Annotated in this window: 15 protein-coding genes; 5 read left to right on the top strand and 10 right to left on the bottom strand. The window is 55.1% G+C overall.

Annotated features, from left to right (window positions below):
- The 6 genes from topA to Q0362_RS03275 form a co-directional block, all read right to left on the bottom strand.
- On the bottom strand, window positions 1-1,599 hold a 1,599-nt coding region (gene topA / locus Q0362_RS03295; RefSeq protein ID WP_298119739.1), incomplete at its 3' end, for a type I DNA topoisomerase.
- A 63-nt stretch (window positions 1,600-1,662) separates the two neighbouring features.
- A complete protein-coding gene (locus Q0362_RS03290; protein WP_298119737.1) occupies window positions 1,663-2,004 on the bottom strand; it encodes an Rv3654c family TadE-like protein in 342 nt (113 codons plus the stop codon).
- Entirely contained in the window at window positions 1,994-2,290 is a 297-nt protein-coding gene (locus Q0362_RS09690) for a hypothetical protein (protein ID WP_366099772.1), read from the bottom strand. Before Q0362_RS09690 ends, Q0362_RS03290 begins: the two co-directional genes overlap by 11 nt.
- A 19-nt stretch (window positions 2,291-2,309) precedes the next feature.
- The gene (locus tag Q0362_RS03285) at window positions 2,310-2,510 is read right to left on the bottom strand and encodes a DUF4244 domain-containing protein (protein ID WP_298119734.1); all 201 of its coding nucleotides are present in this window, start codon (window positions 2,508-2,510) and stop codon (window positions 2,310-2,312) included.
- Window positions 2,511-2,589: 79 nt separating this feature from the next.
- On the bottom strand, window positions 2,590-3,513 hold the full coding sequence (locus tag Q0362_RS03280) for a hypothetical protein (protein WP_298119732.1): 924 nt from the start codon (window positions 3,511-3,513) through the stop codon (window positions 2,590-2,592).
- Entirely contained in the window at window positions 3,437-4,351 is a 915-nt protein-coding gene (locus Q0362_RS03275; RefSeq protein WP_298119729.1) for a CpaF family protein, read from the bottom strand. Before Q0362_RS03275 ends, Q0362_RS03280 begins: the two co-directional genes overlap by 77 nt.
- Before the next feature lie 362 nt (window positions 4,352-4,713).
- Here Q0362_RS03275 and acs point away from each other — a divergent pair, with 362 nt between their 5' ends.
- Window positions 4,714-6,669 (top strand): acetate--CoA ligase, encoded by a 1,956-nt coding sequence (gene acs / locus Q0362_RS03270; protein WP_298119727.1) that lies wholly within the window; start codon window positions 4,714-4,716, stop codon window positions 6,667-6,669.
- A 67-nt stretch (window positions 6,670-6,736) separates the two neighbouring features.
- Here the strand turns inward: acs and Q0362_RS03265 are convergent, their stop codons facing one another.
- Both Q0362_RS03265 and Q0362_RS03260 read right to left on the bottom strand, forming a co-directional pair.
- A complete protein-coding gene (locus Q0362_RS03265; protein WP_298119725.1) occupies window positions 6,737-7,207 on the bottom strand; it encodes a RidA family protein in 471 nt (156 codons plus the stop codon).
- Window positions 7,208-7,228: 21 nt separating this feature from the next.
- The gene (locus tag Q0362_RS03260; protein ID WP_204163632.1) at window positions 7,229-7,390 is read right to left on the bottom strand and encodes a hypothetical protein; all 162 of its coding nucleotides are present in this window, start codon (window positions 7,388-7,390) and stop codon (window positions 7,229-7,231) included.
- 48 nt (window positions 7,391-7,438) lie between these two features.
- Between Q0362_RS03260 and Q0362_RS03255 the strand changes: the two genes are divergently transcribed.
- Together Q0362_RS03255 and Q0362_RS03250 are read left to right on the top strand one after the other, a co-directional pair.
- Window positions 7,439-10,048, top strand: coding sequence for a transglycosylase domain-containing protein (locus Q0362_RS03255; RefSeq protein WP_298119720.1), 2,610 nt, complete (start codon window positions 7,439-7,441; stop codon window positions 10,046-10,048).
- Window positions 10,048-10,995: a metallophosphoesterase gene (locus Q0362_RS03250; RefSeq protein WP_298119718.1), complete on the top strand. Its 948-nt coding sequence runs from the start codon at window positions 10,048-10,050 to the stop codon at window positions 10,993-10,995. Before Q0362_RS03255 ends, Q0362_RS03250 begins: the two co-directional genes overlap by 1 nt.
- Before the next feature lie 6 nt (window positions 10,996-11,001).
- On the opposite strand, the gene Q0362_RS03245 is transcribed toward Q0362_RS03250, so the two are convergent.
- Complete coding sequence (locus tag Q0362_RS03245) at window positions 11,002-12,078, bottom strand: peptidoglycan bridge formation glycyltransferase FemA/FemB family protein (RefSeq protein ID WP_298119715.1); 1,077 nt, start codon at window positions 12,076-12,078, stop codon at window positions 11,002-11,004.
- A 67-nt stretch (window positions 12,079-12,145) separates the two neighbouring features.
- Here Q0362_RS03245 and murJ point away from each other — a divergent pair, with 67 nt between their 5' ends.
- Window positions 12,146-13,762 (top strand): murein biosynthesis integral membrane protein MurJ, encoded by a 1,617-nt coding sequence (gene murJ, locus Q0362_RS03240; RefSeq protein WP_298119713.1) that lies wholly within the window; start codon window positions 12,146-12,148, stop codon window positions 13,760-13,762.
- Window positions 13,762-14,598, top strand: a complete 837-nt coding sequence (locus tag Q0362_RS03235; protein WP_298119710.1) for a polysaccharide deacetylase family protein — start codon at window positions 13,762-13,764, stop codon at window positions 14,596-14,598. Before murJ ends, Q0362_RS03235 begins: the two co-directional genes overlap by 1 nt.
- Here the strand turns inward: Q0362_RS03235 and Q0362_RS03230 are convergent, their stop codons facing one another.
- A complete protein-coding gene (locus Q0362_RS03230) occupies window positions 14,599-15,912 on the bottom strand; it encodes a UDP-glucose/GDP-mannose dehydrogenase family protein (RefSeq protein ID WP_298119708.1) in 1,314 nt (437 codons plus the stop codon).
- Between the last annotated feature and the right edge of the window lie 120 nt (window positions 15,913-16,032).

The raw sequence follows: 16,032 nt of genomic DNA, 5'->3' as shown, positions 1-16,032 counted from the left end.
CTTAGGTGTGACATATCCGCGATCCACAATCAGACCAAGGATTGATGCATAGGTGGAAGGACGACCGATGCCGAGCTCTTCCAACTTCTTCACCAGCGTTGCTTCTGTGTAACGGGGAGGAGGAGTGGTGTCGTGACCCTTTGCCTCAACATCAGCGAGGACCAGTTTCTGGCCTTCGGTCATGATGGGCAGCTTGGCTTCAGCCTGTGCGTCCTGAGCGTTGCGCTCTTCGTCTGTGCTTTCCTCATAGGCATTCAAGAAGCCACGGAAAGTGATGACAGTACCGCTGGCAGTGAACTCAACCGCATCGCCTGAGGCGGGGGTTGCCTTGGCAGTTACGGTAGCGGTCTGACCCTTGGCATCAGCCATCTGGGATGCAACAGTGCGCTTCCAGATCAGGTCGTAGAGCTTCCACTCGTTGCCGCGCAGAACGTTCTGCAGTTCCGAAGGAGTCTTGAAGGTTTCACCTGCGGGGCGAATAGCTTCGTGTGCTTCTTGTGCGTTCTTGCTCTTGCCCGAGTACTGACGAGGTGCATCAGCAACCTGGTCTGCTCCATAGAGAGTGGTGGCCTGGGTGCGAGCTGCTGCAATCGCCTGCCCCGAGAGGGAAGGCGAGTCAGTACGCATGTAGGTGATGTACCCGTTTTCGTAGAGACCCTGAGCCACGCTCATGGTCTGCTTCGAAGAGAACTTCAGCTTGCGAGAAGCTTCCTGCTGCAGAGTTGAGGTTGTAAACGGTGCTGAAGGACGGCGGGTGTAGGGCTTGGTCTCCAGGCCCGCAACGACGATTTCCGTGCTTGCTTCACGCAGGGCAGCCGCCAGTGCAACAGCAGCATCTTCACTGAGCAGAGTGGCCTTGGTGGTCAGCTGACCGTTGTCATCGAAATCTTTACCGGAGGCAATAGTGCTGCCACCAACGCGAACAAGCTTGGCTTCGAACTGAGTGGATGCTTCAGTAGAAGTGCCGAGGGTTGCCAGCAGATCCCAGTAGTTCGCGGAGTTGAACGCCATGCGTTCACGTTCACGGTCAACCACCAGACGAAGAGCAACAGTCTGAACACGACCTGCAGAGGTACCAGGTCCAACGCGGCGACGCATGACATCCGACATTTCCCAGCCGTAGAGGCGGTCAAGGATTCGGCGGGTTTCCTGAGCATCTACCAGCGCAGTGTCGAGCTCACGAGTGTTCTCCTGGGCAGCCTGAATGGCTTCCTTGGTGATTTCGTGGAACACCATGCGGTGGACCGGAACCTTGGGCTTGAGCACCTGGAGCAAGTGCCAGGAGATCGCTTCACCTTCGCGGTCCTCATCAGTTGCGAGGTAGAGCTCGTCGGCATCCTTGAGAGCCTTCTTGAGTTCAGCAACAGTCTTCTTCGAGTTTTCGGAGACGACGTAATACGGCTCGAAGTTGTCTTCGACGTTCACAGCGAACTTGCCGAAGGGACCCTTTTTCATGTCCACAGGAAGCTCGCTGGGCTTGGGCAAGTCACGGATGTGACCTACCGATGCGAGCACCTCGTAGTTGTCACCCAGGTATTTGCCAATGGTCTTGGCTTTGGCTGGTGACTCAACGATGACGAGCTTTCTAGTGCTGGACAAACATTCCTCCGAAATAAGTGGCGTTCCAAAAGGTCAAGATACACGGCAATTTGGGTTCGTCAATCACCGAAGCTCATTTTTCGGTCCTGCTTTGGCTCGTGTCTGGGTCATAAATCCCAGCACGGTGACCTGCAAGGTCACCCGAGCAATCAATCCGTGAACCTCACATTTTTCTAGCTGAAAGTTATTTCTCTGGGCGAGTCTTTCCGCGCGATTACAGGGATATCCGGGGATGCGACCTGAAGCAGCATCTGCTGCTTCAAGGGCTGCTTGGTCGGTTACTGACTGGGCTGTGTCGAGGGTGATGAAAGCAGTTCCGAAAAAAAGTAGAAGAGATGTCACCGAAATGACGCCTCCGACCAGAATCAGGGTGGCCGTCGGACCTGAGCCCCGATCACTGCGCATTGATCACACACTCCCGAACAGAGACCTCGGAGAGTATCCACGAGAGCGGACCCGACCCTGTCGATTGGGTGAGGGAAACACATACAAGTTCTCCCTCTGCCGATTCTGAAAGTGTCGCTTGCGGATTTGCGTGGGCCATCGATGCGCTCACGACAGAAATATCAACACCACGTGAAAGCTCCCGTGCTGCTTGTCTGGCAAGTGCTGCATTGGTGAGTTGGATTCCTAGAGCGCCAACTGCCTGGAGACACACCCCGAGCACCAACACAATCGCAGGAAGTACCATCGCCAACTCGGCAGTGACACTACCCTCCGAACGTGAGAGCACGGCGCACCATGTCTGTCAGGATTTGCTTCACTTCATCTCCGCGCAGAATCGTCACGAGGAGTCCTGCGAACCCGACAGCAGCCATTGTTGCTATGGCATATTCAGCTGTTGCTGCTCCTGTTTCCGAACGGAAGTGCCGAAGAGCCTGAGTCATTTTCTTGAGGGTCATTGTTGTCATGTTCACCACACCTTTCACGCCCATCACAGCGCAGGGAAGGACAGTGAAATCACACCTCTATATAAGAGGTGCACGTGAGCTAGGAATTCAGCGCTGTGGAGGAGATCACACTGGCCACCAGCGGCAGCACTCCCACCGCGATAAATGCGGGCAAAACACACACACCCAAAGGAATCATCAGCTGAACTGAAAGCCTTTCCACGCGGACTTGTGCTTCTTCCCTGGCAGCGTGACGTTGCATCTGCGCCTGCCCGCGCATCAACCCCACAAGGGCAACACCTGTCTGGGCTGAAATCTCGACAAAACGATCACACTGCGCAAGTTCCCTCGATGCATCCTCGGGGCTTCTGGAGTAGTCCTTCGCGATTTTCCCCGCCCACGCTCGTGCCTGATGCACCGGCTGGCCCGCTACCAAAGAAATTGCCAGTGCTTCAGCTGCCATCCCACGTGCCCAATTCCATTGCTGGGCAGCGTTCACCATCCGAGCAGACCAGCGATGGGAAAGGAACATCAAACCGGTGGCAACAACGATCACGGCCCACCCCAGAGACGACCCGAGCAAAAATCCCAGTGGGTTATATCCAGCGAGCATGCCTCCGGCTATTGCTAGCAGCGGCAAGCCCATCACAAGTCTGGTCGCTGCTTGGGGCCCAGAAAGATGCACCCGTGCCTGCCGAGCATTTTCTGCTGCGGCAGTAAACGCCTCCGAACACACTTCCAACACTGCAGCTGGCGGTGCGCCTGTTGTCATGGTGAAACTCCACAGCTCTGCCAAGAAAGCTTCGGGTGAGCCGGGGCGAGATGTTGCAAGTGCATCAACAACAAGATCTGCATGTTCGGCAGCGGAACGAGGGTTCAATCCTGCCGTCAATAAAGCAGAAGCCAGGCGGGTTTGTTCAGAGAGTAACCGGAGAGAAGTTTCTTCTTCAGATGCTGAGCTCGCGGAGAGCGAGTGGACCTTCCTCCTGAATAAATTCACCCAATGCAGCAATCCTTCTGCCATGTTCACCTCGTTCCAGATGAACAACCACATCGAGTCCCCCGCGCGCTAAGGAAGCGAGTAAGTCCATGCTCATTCCTGCGTGATAGCCGAGGGCCTGCAACCTGGAAGTAACCTCGTGCAAAGAATTGGCATGCAAGGTGAGTCCCCCACCGGTGTGACCTGTGTTGAGTGCAGCTAACACTGCCCCCACTTCAGAGCCACGACATTCTCCAAGCACAAGTCGGTCTGCCCGCATCCGGAGTGCGTGGGGAACGAGACTGTCCATACTGACCCCACCAGCTCCCTCAATGTTGGGTTGCTGAGCTTCCAGAGTGATGACGTGGGGATGCAAGATCTGAAGTTCAGCGACATCCTCGAGCACGACGATGCGCTCTGTGGCAGGAACATCAGAGAGTAAATGCCCCAATAACGAGGTCTTCCCCGATCCTGCAGCCCCAGTAATCAACACAGTGCGTTTGTGGAGCACACATTCTTGAAGAAACTCTTTCTGCCGCTCGCTCATGAAACCTGAGGACACACGTTCTTCCCAACTCAGCTGGGAGGTGCGGGGAATGCGCAGAGCGATCGTTGTCCCTGAGCCGGCGATGGGTGTCAGGACAGCATGAACACGGATGTTCCCCGGAAGTCGGACATCAACACAGGGATGCGCCTGATCGAGGTGCCTTCCTCCTCGGGAGATGAGGTCAACCGCGAGGGAACGAATCTCGGGTTCGGTAAATGCCCAGGAGCTGTCTCGCTCGAGTCCTTGACCACAGTCAATCCACAAACCCGCATTGCTGGAGATGAGCACGTCGGTGACTCGGGGGTTTCTGAGATGGCTATCTAGACGGGCAAGCATCGGCCCAAAATAGGCAAAATATCCATCAAATGGGATTTTTTACGTCGATTTGGGGTCATTTGTACCCCTTTTGCCCCTGTGGAGGAGAAGGCGTACGTATCCGTACGAGCCACTTAACGGTGGAAGGCGACACCAGTTGGGGGGAACGGTGTCGCCTTCGTGACGCCAGATTGGGGGAATCGGCGGCGCCACCAGTCAGATACGAAGCTCTGAACTATTTGAGTGTACGACATAAACCTGAGATTAATCTTGTACCCCGGGTCTAAAAAGTAACTTTGTATACAAAGTTTGAAATTGGGAGTAATCTCAATACAGACTTGGTTTGAGTTTTAGTCACCCCCCAATGAAGTGAGGTGCTCGAAATGAGCAACAATATTGACAACCTGATGCACGAGGAACGTCGCTTTCCGCCCAGCGCAGAATTCACAGCGCAGGCAGTAGGTCAGGCCAACTTGTATGCAGACTCCAAGAAAGACCGCCTTGGCTTCTGGGATAAGCAGGCAAAGGAACTCCTTCACTGGCACAAGCCCTTCACCCGCGTGCTCGACTGGAGCGATGCTCCAGTCGCTAAGTGGTTCGATGACGGCGAGCTCAACGTTGCATACAACTGCCTCGACCGCCACGTCCTCGAAGGCCGCGGCGACCGCGTTGCGATCTACGGCGAAGGTGAGCCTGGCGACCAGCGTGTATACACTTACAGCGAATTGACCGCAGAAGTTAAGCGTGTCGCAAACGTCTTCCTCTCACTGGGAGTTACTGCAGGTGACCGCATCGCGATCTACATGCCCATGATTCCTGAGGCCGTCATCACCATGCTGGCTTCGGCACGTATTGGTGCAGTCCACACTGTTGTCTTCGGTGGCTTCAGCGCAGACAGCCTGCGCAGCCGTATCGATGACGCAGAAGCAAAGCTCGTGGTCACCGCTGATGGTGGATGGCGCAAGGGCAAGGTCTTCCCCCTCAAGCCAACCGTTGACGCAGCACTCGAAGCCAACGGCGGCGGAAGCACCGTCACCAACGTGCTCGTGGTCAAGCGTGGCGAGAACGACGTTGCGTGGACCGAAGGTCGCGACCTCTGGTGGGACGACGCCAAGGCTGGCGTTGACGCTGAGCACGTAGCTCAGGGATTCCCTGCAGAGCACCCCCTCTTCATCCTGTACACCTCTGGTACCACGGGTAAGCCCAAGGGTATTTTGCACACCACTGGTGGCTACCTCACTCAGGCTGCGTTCACTCACAAGAACATCTTCGATCTGCACGCAGATACAGATGTCTACTGGTGCACCGCTGACGTTGGTTGGATTACCGGTCACTCCTACGTGGTTTATGGCCCCCTGGCTAACGGTGCAACTCAGGTTGTCTTCGAGGGCACCCCAGACGCACCTCACCCCGGTCGCTGGTGGGAAATCATCGAGAAGTACAAGGTCTCGATCCTCTACACCGCACCGACCGCTATCCGCTCCTTCATGAAGCTCGGCCGCGAAATTCCTGCCAAGTTTGACCTCTCCAGCATCCGAGTCCTCGGATCCGTGGGTGAGCCCATCAACCCTGAAGCGTGGATTTGGTATCACGACATCATCGGTGGCGGCAAGGCTCCGATTGTGGACACCTGGTGGCAGACCGAGACCGGCGGCATCATGATTGCTGCTCTTCCAGGTGTCACCACCTTGAAGCCAGGTTCTGCACAGGTTCCCATCCCCGGTGTTGTCATTGACATCGTGGACGAGCAGGGCGTGCCTCAGGAAAAGAACTCCGGTGGCCTCTTGGTCATCTCGGAGCCTTGGCCAGCCATGCTCCGCGGTATCTGGGGAGACCCCGTTCGTTTCCAGGAAACCTACTGGGACAAGTTCGGCGACAAGTACTTCGCTGGCGACGGTGCGCGCTACGACCGCGACGGCGACATCTGGCTCTTGGGCCGTGTTGACGACGTGATGAACGTCTCTGGTCACCGCCTCTCAACTGCTGAGATCGAATCTGCACTCGTAGGTAACAACATTGTTGCTGAAGCTGCAGTGGTTGGTGCCGCAGATGAGACCACTGGTCAAGCAGTTGTTGCCTTCGTCATCTTGAAGAAGAGCCACATTGACGACCAGACTCCTGAGGAAGCAAGCGCTTTGCTGCGCAAGCACGTTTCCGACCAGATTGGTGCGATCGCTCGCCCCTCGAAGGTCTACATCGTGGAAGAACTTCCCAAGACCCGTTCTGGCAAGATCATGCGTCGTCTGCTCCAAGACGTCGCTGAAGGCCGCGAAATTGGGGACACCACCACCCTGACCGACACTGGTGTGCTCAGCATCATCAGCGCTCAGGTGCACTAAGCATTACGAAGCACGAACAACAGAACCCCAGGCCCGTGGCCTGGGGTTCTGCGTTTGTTCTGAAGATTTACTTGAACGAAACGATGATCTCTACTTCAACAGGCGCATCCAAGGGAAGCACAGCAACACCCACGGCAGAGCGTGAGTGAACACCCGCGTCACCGAAGATCTCACCGAGAACTTCAGAAGCACCGTTGATCACACCAGGCTGTCCAGTGAAGGCAGGGTCGCTGGAGACGAAACCGACAACCTTGACCACACGGGTCACGCGGTTGAGGTCACCCAAGACAGACTTCACTGCGGCGAGCGCATTGAGTGCACAGATCCGTGCATAGTCTTTCGCGTCTGAGGCAGGAATCAGACCGTGGCCTTCGCCCACCTTGCCGGTGGCAGGAAGTGCACCAGAGACCATAGGCAGCTGACCAGAGGTGAAGACGAGGTCTCCGTGGATCACGGCAGGGGTGTATGCCGCAACCGGTGGCACGAGGTCCGGGATATCAATGCCGAGTTCGGCAAGACGAGCTTCGATGTTAGACATGGTTTTCCTTAATTTCTAGAGCTATTCAGCCAGTGGTCGTTTGAGGTAGGCAACAAGACCACCTTCGGGGCCCGTAACGATTTGAACGAGCTCCCAACCTTCGGAACCCCACGTGTTCAAAATCGCAGTGGTGTTGTGAATAAGCAGCGGAGTGGTGATGTATTCCCACTTGATGGCGGCCATGAGTCTCCGTTCGGTCTTTTCTCAGCAATTCCGGCTAAATTAGAGTCTATGTTTGCCAAGAAGCCTTCGCGTTCAGGAATCATCGGCGGGCTGCTCGCATTTGTCGGCATGAGTGCCGTTGCAGCAGTCTTGATTGCCGCTGCAGTGACCCCCGCTATTGCCGTCACTGGTGTTACCACGAACAGCGCCCTGGGTGTTTTTGACGAACTCCCCGCATACCTCAAGATCAACGACTTGGCTGAAAAGTCGAGCATGTATGCCAAGCGTGAAGATGGCTCTGAGGTTCTCCTCGCCTCCTTCTATGCTCAGAACCGAATTACGGTTCCCCTCGAAGAGATCTCTCCCTTCGTCGTGGACGCAGCCATTGCAACAGAAGACCCCCGTTTCTATGAGCACGGTGGTGTTGACCTGATTGGTACTGCCCGTGCCATCATCTCGAACGCCACAGGTGGCGACGTGCAGGGTGGTTCTTCAATCAGCCAGCAGTACGTCAAGAACATCTTGGTCATGCGCGCGGAAGAAATTGCAGATCCTGAGGCACGTAAGGCTGCCTACTATGCAGCTACCCAGACCACCATTGAGCGCAAGCTCAAGGAAATGAAGCTGGCAATCAGCATCGAGTCCAAGTATTCCAAGGATGAGATTCTCAACGGTTATCTCAACATCGCCTCATTCGGCGGACGCGTATACGGTATCGAGTCGGCCTCCGAGTATTACTTCGGCGTCAAGGCCAAGGACCTGACCCTTGCTCAAGCAGCAAGCTTGATTGCCACCGTCAACAACCCCAACAACTTGCGTATCGATATTCCTGAGAATGTGGAATACAACGAACAGCGACGCAACTATGTGCTTGGCCGCATGCTTGCTGAAGGCAAGATCACGAACAAGGAATACAAGGCAGCTATTGCAGAGCCTGTTACTCCGGTCATCACTCCTTCCAGCACTGGTTGCCAAACAGCTGGTGGTGCCGCCTTCTTCTGTGACTACGTCACCTGGATCATCAAGAACGACCCCGCCTTCGGTGCGACAGAAGACGAGCGCTGGGCAGCATTCCAACGCGGTGGTTGGAAGATCATGACCAGCTTGGACGTCGAGATGCAGGCAGCTGCAGAGACTGCGCTCAATGACCGCGTTCCCAAGATTGTCCCTGAGGGTGACATCGCAGGTTCTGCTGTATCCGTTCAGGTAGGCACCGGACGCGTCTTGGCCATGGCCCAGAGCAAGGACTACTCTGCTGACCCCGAGGTGGTTGCCTCAGGCGCGAACTACACCTCCGTGAACTACAACACTGATAGTCGCTACGGTAGCTCCACCGGTTTCCCTGTGGGCTCGACCTACAAAATCTTCACCCTGATTGAATGGCTCAAGCAGGGCCACGGCCTCAACGAAGTTGTCTCCGGCAAGGTCAAGGACTGGAAGATGTCCGAGTTCAAGAACAGCTGTGAACCCACCGGTGGACCTAACTGGAAGCCAGTGAACTACGCAGGTGCGTTCGACTCCACCACGACCGTGATGAACGCGTTGAAGAACTCCTACAACCTCAACTTCATCACCATGGCGTCCAAGATGGACCTCTGCAACATCCGTAAGGATGCAGAAGCCTTCGGTGTTCACCGTGCTGACAACACCACGCTCAAGTCGAACCCCTCCACCATCATTGGTACCGAGGAAATCGCACCGCTGACCATGGCTGTTGCTACCGCTGGTATTGCCAACGACGGCAAGACCTGTACTGCGATAGCGATCGATGAAATCGTCGACTACAAGGGCAAGAAGATCACTCCGCCTAAGACCAAGTGCACGCAGTCGGTAACCCCTGCTGTGGCTCGCACCACTGCCTACGCTATGGAGAACGTCCACTCTGCTGGTGGTACAGCAGCACGTGCCGATGTGGGTGATGGCGTCCCCTGGATTGCCAAGACCGGTACTTCTGACAACGCTGAGCAGAACTGGATCATGGGTTCTACCACCAAGGTTGCCACCGTGGTGTGGCTCGGTAACGTCTCTGGCCACGTTGCGCTCTCGAGCGTTGACTTTACAAACGGTCGCCAATACAACACCAAACAAGACATCTTCAAAGACATCATGGCGGTAGCAAACCGTCAATTTGGTGGAGATCCCTTCGGCGCTCCGGACCCCAACCTGGTCAAGGGTAAGTCCGTCAGTGTTCCTGCTATCCAAGGCCTCACAAAGGAACAAGCACAGGCCCTCATCGAGAGTGTAGGCCTCACCTTCACCGATGGTGGCGAGATGGACTCTGAACTCCCCCTCAACACGGTAGCTAAGTCAGAGCCTGCCTCTGGCGAGCCCACTGCCGTTGGTGGCGAAGTCAAGGTGTACTTCTCCAACCACACTCTTGTAGCCGGTCCTCCAAGTACATTGGGCATGACAGCTGCGTTAGCTCGAAGTACCCTAGTCGCTGCTGGTTGGACTGTGAGCCCAACCGTGGAGTTACCCGTTCCTACTCCAACTGAGATGTGCCCTGTGCCCCTGCCACCAGCACCTACTCCGGCTCCAACACCTTCAGCTTCACCGACTTTATGTCCTGTAGTGCCGAACCCAATCACAAACAAAGAAGATCGAATAGTAACCGTTCAATCTCCTGTTGGCGGATTCGTGAAGCCCACGACCCCCATCGTGATTTCCGTACCAGGGTAATGAGTTCTTCTGCAGCGATCGGCCGCGATGTCCTTGTGGGCATCGGGCTGGTTGCTGTGGGTGCACTCGCGTGGGGCACTCTTGTTGAGCGCAATGCCTTCACTCTCCGAAACGTTGAAGCCAAGATTCTTGAACCAGGATCAGCGCCACTTCGGATACTTCACATTTCTGACCTCCACCTCGCACCCTGGCAAAAGGGGAAGATGGAGTGGGTGCGTTCATTAGCTGAATTAGCTCCAGACTTCATTGTGAACACCGGTGACAACTTGGGTCATCAGGATGCACTTCCTGCCCTGCAAGAGACGCTGTCAGCATTTGCTGGCACTCCAGGAGTATTCGTTAACGGGTCGAATGATTACTTCGCACCTGAATTCAAAAACCCCTTTGCCTACTTTGCCGGTCCGTCCAAAGCAACCAAAGTTGCCGAACGTCTCGACACAGCAGCACTGATGGATTACTTCACCGAGGAACTCGGTTGGGCAAACCTCAACAACTCGGCAGCAACGCTGACTATTGGTGAACGCCGCATCGATTTCATGGGCGTGGATGACCCCCACCGCTCCTTCGATTCTCTCTCTCGGATGGAACGGGCTCTCGAGTCCATACAGTCCGAAGACTTCTTGGCTGGCTCAACTCCCGAGATCACTATTGGTGTTGCCCACGCTCCGTATCAGCGCATTTTGAATGACTTTGTTACTCAAGGTGCAGAGATGATCTTCGCCGGCCACACGCATGGTGGTCAGGTCTGTGTTCCCGGTTTCGGCGCATTGGTGACCAACTGCGACATTCCCCGTGATCAAGTCAAGGGTTTGAGCTCATGGCAGCACGGTAGCCGCTCAGCAGCCCTCAACGTCTCTGCAGGCGTGGGAACATCGATCTTTGCTCCCGTGCGCTTTGCGTGTGCTCCTGAGGCTTCTCTGGTCACTCTCAGTGCCCGAGAGAGCTAGAACAGCTTAGAAGTAGACCTCTTTGCGGAACATTCTGTTCAGCTTGCCCGCAATGCGGTAACCAAACTTGTTCCACAGCTGCGTCTTCTTCTCGTCCACGACGAGGTCATAGGTTCCGACCCGGTCAATCACAATGGGGCTCAGGCTGGTCTTGAACATGCCGATGCCATGGAGATGGTGTGTGGGGTCCTTGAGCTGATCTGAGGGTGGGCAACCCATCATGTCGTAGCTGACTGCCTGACCGCGTGCTTTATGCCATTCGATGATGTGCCACTGCAGAGCATGGCTAGCGCCATAAGCCTTGCGGTCACGAATGGAGGCGCCATCTTTATACCAAGCTTTGAAGCCCATCCAACCGGTGTATGCACCAGCGACGACCTCGCCATCGACATAAGCAAAGAACATCTTGCCCTGGTCACGGTTGGCATATTCGTTCCAGAAGGAGACGTAGTAGTCGTAGGTGCGAATCATGAACCCAGCGTCGTCACCTGTTGCACCCAGCAGCTTGTACATGGTGCGCATGTTCTCTTCAGTGAGCGGTGCCTCTGCCACAGTCACTCCATCGCGTGCCGCGCGGCGAATCGCGTAGCGTCCCTTCTGGGGCATGTCCGCGAGGATGGTGTCGATATCTGGACTGAGGTCAATCATGACGGTGGAGGAAATCGGCTGAACGTTGTCGACCTTCACGAGCCCTGCAGAACGTAGTGTTTTATCTGCCTGCTCGGAATAGATCAGCTCTGATTCGAGCTTGACGAGAAAAACTCCGTGGCTGGCAGCAAATTCCTTCAGGGCAGGAACAATCGCCGCAACCTGTTCAGCAGAACCAAAACCTGGCCCCGTGGGCGAATACCAAATCTTGCCCAGGCCAGGGATGCTGCGTTCAATGAACAATCCGGCAACACGAGGCTTCGCCTCCGTGTTCTCCTCATTGAAGATGAGGCGAAGAGGCTTCCAGCCACCAATAGCCTTCGCAATGGCGAAACTTTCCGCTTGATACATTGACCCGTGGTCAGGGTTAGCAATAACTAGATTGTCCCAATTGGCAATCTCTGCGTCGGTCGCGAAGCGCACTGGAAGAGTCATCGAACTAAGCTTAGAGCAAGGACTATGGCCCTCCCCTGAGGCTTGAGCAAAGGATGGAAACCCGATTATGGCTTCTTCCACCATCGCTCGCGCCAGCACCTTGATGGCAATCGGAACGACCGCCTCACGGGTTCTCGGATTCGTCAAGGCAATGGTTTTGGCAACGGCAATCGGTGTGACCGCATCCGTGGGTGCTGACTCTTTTGCGGTGGGAAACATGCTTCCCAACAGCGTCTATATGGTGCTGATCGGCGGTGTTCTCAGTGCCGTGTTGGTGCCTCAGATTGTGCAGGCAATGGCCGGCCACGATGGTGGCAGTGCCTATGTGAACAAACTCGTCACTATCGCGATGGTGTTCTTGCTGGCCATCACAGCACTGGCTATGGCTCTCGCTCCGTTCTTAGTCCGCCTCTATGCCATGGCATGGTCACCTGAACAACTCGCACTGGCCGTGGGCTTTGCGTATTGGTGCCTGCCCCAGATCTTCTTCTATGGCCTGTTTAACATCTTGGGCGAAGTCCTCAACGCTAAGAAAGTCTTTGGGCCTTCCTCGTGGGCACCTGTGCTCAACAACATTGTGGCCATCACAGGACTGGCGATCTACATCGTCTTGTTCGGTGCCGACCCCGACGGAACCCGGGGCCTGGACGACTGGCACTCAGGGCAAATTGCTCTTCTTGCCGGAAGTGCAACTCTGGGCGTAATCGCACAAGCCATCATCTTGTCCCTGGCATGGCGCAAGGCTGGCATCAGCTACCGACCCGACTTCGTCTGGCGCGGAGTGGGCTTTAGCACACTCGGAAAGATTGCCGGCTGGTCGTTGGCCACTGTCATTGTGATGCAACTCGGTGGAATCGTCACCACCAATGTGGCCAGCACCGCTTCGGGTAAGGGTGCTTCTGTTGCTGCCCTGCAATATGCGTGGCTTATCTTCATGCTCCCCTATTCGATCTTGGCCTTCTCCATAGGCACCGCCTACTTCACGCGTCTTGCTGAGCATGCTCGGAACAATAAGCCAGAAGACATGCGCTCAGATGTCTCTGCCGCATTGCGGGTCATCGGCTTGGTCATGACCGGTTCCGCTGCCATCATTTTCATCACCGCGCCCTTCATTGCACTGGTGTTGATGGATGGGGCGAAACCTGCAGATATTGCCGCTCTAGCGGTAGTCATCATGATGTATATCTTGAGCCTCACTCCCTATGGAATGCTCTTTGTCATCCAGCGCACCTACTTCGCTTTCAACGACACCAGGACGCCCTTCTACTTCACGGTGCTTCAAATTTCCTTGTTTGTCGGCGGCTCGTTACTGGTCCTTGCATTTTCGCCCGTCGAACTCGTAGCGGCCATGCTGGCACTGTCGTTTACCTGTGCCACCATCATCCAAGTAGCGGTGGGATTGATTTTCTTGCGCAAGAAGATTGGCGGCATCGACGGCAAGCGCGTATTCGTTAGCCATGTGAAATACGGCATTGCCGTGATCCCCACCGTCATTGCCGGATTTTTCATGCTGCAGTTCAGCGCTGGCTATATCGACACCGATAACTTAGCCGTGGCCATCATCGAAAGCATGATTTATGCGCTCATCCTGGGCAGCATATATATCGCCACGTTATGGCTTCTTCGCTCCGGCGAGATTGCTGAACTCATGGGGCAAGTCAAGGGCAAACTTTCCAGGCGCTAATGGAGCGAAGAACTTTCCTCGAGCTCCTGGCAGCAGGTGTCATCACTGCAGCAACAGGAGTGGCGGCGGGAATTTTCCTTCCCAAACTCTTGGATGGAAAATCTGAGTTTGGCTTCGGGAAGATGGGTGAGGCCCTTCCCCCGATTGCCGAAGATGTGAACGTCTACCCTTCTGCAATACCCATCATTTTTGAACCGCCTCGGGTGACACAGGTCCCCGTCCCCTTTGGCACGATCAGCTCTATTCCAGACCACCCAGGAATGTTTGCCCTCACCGTGGACGATGGGATTTCTTCTCAGGTGGTGAGGGAATACACGCGCTTTGCCCAGGAGACTGGAATGCGCCTCACGTTCTTTGTCACGGGTCAATATCCGTCGTGGTCTGACAACATTCCTGAATTACGTCCCTTGGTTGAAAGCGGCCAGATTCAGATGGCTAACCACACCTGGTCACACCCGTCCCTGCTCAAAGTCAGTAACGGACAGGTGTCTTCCGAGCTTGGCCAGACACATGATTTCTTGCTGAAAAATTATGGCGTGGATGCCACACCCTATTTCCGTCCACCCTTTGGCAATCACGATGCGCGGGTTGATTCGGTCGCAGCATCGCTCGGATACACCACCCCTGTGATGTGGCACGGAACTCTCTCTGACGCTGGGCAGATCACTCCCGATCAATTGCGTGAGTTTGCCGGCAAATGGATAGGGGAAAAGCGCATCGTCATCGGCCACGCTAATTTCCCTGCCGTGACAGAGTGCTTTGGCTACATCAAGGACTTGATCTTGGAACGCAAGCTTCAGCCAGTTACGCTCAATGACCTCTACCTCAAGGCGTAGTTAGGGGCGACCCAAGCTGCTGTAGTGGAATCCTGCAGCACGCCACGATGCGGGGTCCAGCACATTTCGTGCATCCACAATGCGCTTGTGTGCCATCAGGTCCCCCACGTTCCGAGGATCAAGCTGAACAAACTCTGGCCACTCGGTGACAAGCACTGCGATGTCTGCATCTAACAAAGCCTGCTGTGCATTTTCAGCAAGAGAAATCTGTGGGGCAACTCGAGAAACCGGGCCACCTGCTTCAGGATCAAATGCGAGCACGTCGGCGCCGAGTTCATGTAGTCGACGAGCAACATCCAAGGCGGGTGAGTCTCTGACGTCGTCAGAGAGTGGCTTAAACGCCAGCCCAAGTATCGCAACCTTCTTGTCGGTTATGTCTCCTCCGCAATCAGCAATAACGCGGTCGACGACTCGCTGGCGCTGGCGAAGATTAATTTCATCTACTTCACTGAGGAACGCCACGGAAGAACCGAGACCAAGTTCCTCTGCTCGGGCAGAAAAAGCTCTATTTTCTTTTTGTATTCTGCGACCACCTATATCTACACCAGCATTCAGAAATCTACGGCCGATACGAGCGTCATAACCAATGGCATCTGCCAGCTCGGTCACGTTGGCGCCTGTAGCTTCAGCAATCTCACTCATCGCATTGATAAAGCTGATCTTGGTAGCCAGGAATGAGTTGGCGGCTATTTTGACCAATTCAGCAGTAGCGCGATCAGTAACTACAAGAGGAGTATCTGCAGCAAGTGCGGTGGAGTAAACCTCTTGCAAAGCAGAGAGTGCTGGGTCGAATGATGGTCCGGGATTGATTCCGAAAACAAGGCGATCTGGAGAGATGGTGTCTTGAACGGCAAAGCCTTCACGAAGAAATTCGGGATTCCACACCACCGTTGCAGATGAACCAGCAGCAGTTACCTTTTCTTCAAGGCGCTGAGAAGTTCCTACAGGCACTGTACTTTTCCCCACGAGGAAGTCAGCGTCATCGAGATAAGGGATGAGAGCATCCACAGCGGAATCCACGTAGGTCATATCTGCTGCGTTGCTGCCGGCTTTTTGGGGAGTGCCCACAGCAATAAAGTGCACAGAGCTTCCTGCTACCTCAGACATCTCTGTAGTAAAACGAAGTCGCTTTGAGGAAAGTGCAGAAGCGAGGATTTCTGGGAGGCCCGGCTCGAAGAAGGGAGCAATTCCTGCAGCGAGTGAAGCGATCTTGTTCGGATCAACATCAACCGCAATGACTTCATGGCCAAGTTCTGCCATTGCGGCAGCGTGAACCGCACCTAAATAGCCACAACCAATGACAGAAACCTTCATAGGGCTATTCTCCCAGAATTGTGTGCTTACCAGCGAACAGGTCTAGCTGAAGTCTGGGTCAGGCTCGAAGGAGTATGCCACTGGCCACTGGCGACGACCTGCGTTGAGGACACCGTTGCT

It is taken from the genome of uncultured Aurantimicrobium sp. (genome assembly GCF_936931525.1).
Taxonomy (GTDB): domain Bacteria; phylum Actinomycetota; class Actinomycetes; order Actinomycetales; family Microbacteriaceae; genus Aurantimicrobium.
Note: the sequence above shows the minus strand (reverse complement) of the source record. Positions and strands in the feature narration are given on the sequence as shown.

Bases quoted from the DNA above. Each gene is read 5' to 3' on its own strand.
- Q0362_RS09690 (WP_366099772.1), bottom strand. From the start codon at position 2,290: ATGGTACTTCCTGCGATTGTGTTGGTGCTCGGGGTGTGTCTCCAGGCA.
- murJ (WP_298119713.1), top strand. From the start codon at position 12,146: ATGGCTTCTTCCACCATCGCTCGCGCCAGCACCTTGATGGCAATCGGA.
- Q0362_RS03280 (WP_298119732.1), bottom strand. From the start codon at position 3,513: ATGGCAGAAGGATTGCTGCATTGGGTGAATTTATTCAGGAGGAAGGTC.
- Q0362_RS03230 (WP_298119708.1), bottom strand. From the start codon at position 15,912: ATGAAGGTTTCTGTCATTGGTTGTGGCTATTTAGGTGCGGTTCACGCT.
- Q0362_RS03260 (WP_204163632.1), bottom strand. From the start codon at position 7,390: ATGGCCGCCATCAAGTGGGAATACATCACCACTCCGCTGCTTATTCAC.
- Q0362_RS03235 (WP_298119710.1), top strand. From the start codon at position 13,762: ATGGAGCGAAGAACTTTCCTCGAGCTCCTGGCAGCAGGTGTCATCACT.
- Q0362_RS03285 (WP_298119734.1), bottom strand. From the start codon at position 2,510: ATGACAACAATGACCCTCAAGAAAATGACTCAGGCTCTTCGGCACTTC.
- Q0362_RS03255 (WP_298119720.1), top strand. From the start codon at position 7,439: ATGTTTGCCAAGAAGCCTTCGCGTTCAGGAATCATCGGCGGGCTGCTC.
- Q0362_RS03250 (WP_298119718.1), top strand. From the start codon at position 10,048: ATGAGTTCTTCTGCAGCGATCGGCCGCGATGTCCTTGTGGGCATCGGG.
- Q0362_RS03265 (WP_298119725.1), bottom strand. From the start codon at position 7,207: ATGTCTAACATCGAAGCTCGTCTTGCCGAACTCGGCATTGATATCCCG.
- Q0362_RS03275 (WP_298119729.1), bottom strand. From the start codon at position 4,351: ATGCTTGCCCGTCTAGATAGCCATCTCAGAAACCCCCGAGTCACCGAC.
- Q0362_RS03290 (WP_298119737.1), bottom strand. From the start codon at position 2,004: ATGCGCAGTGATCGGGGCTCAGGTCCGACGGCCACCCTGATTCTGGTC.
- Q0362_RS03245 (WP_298119715.1), bottom strand. From the start codon at position 12,078: ATGACTCTTCCAGTGCGCTTCGCGACCGACGCAGAGATTGCCAATTGG.
- acs (WP_298119727.1), top strand. From the start codon at position 4,714: ATGAGCAACAATATTGACAACCTGATGCACGAGGAACGTCGCTTTCCG.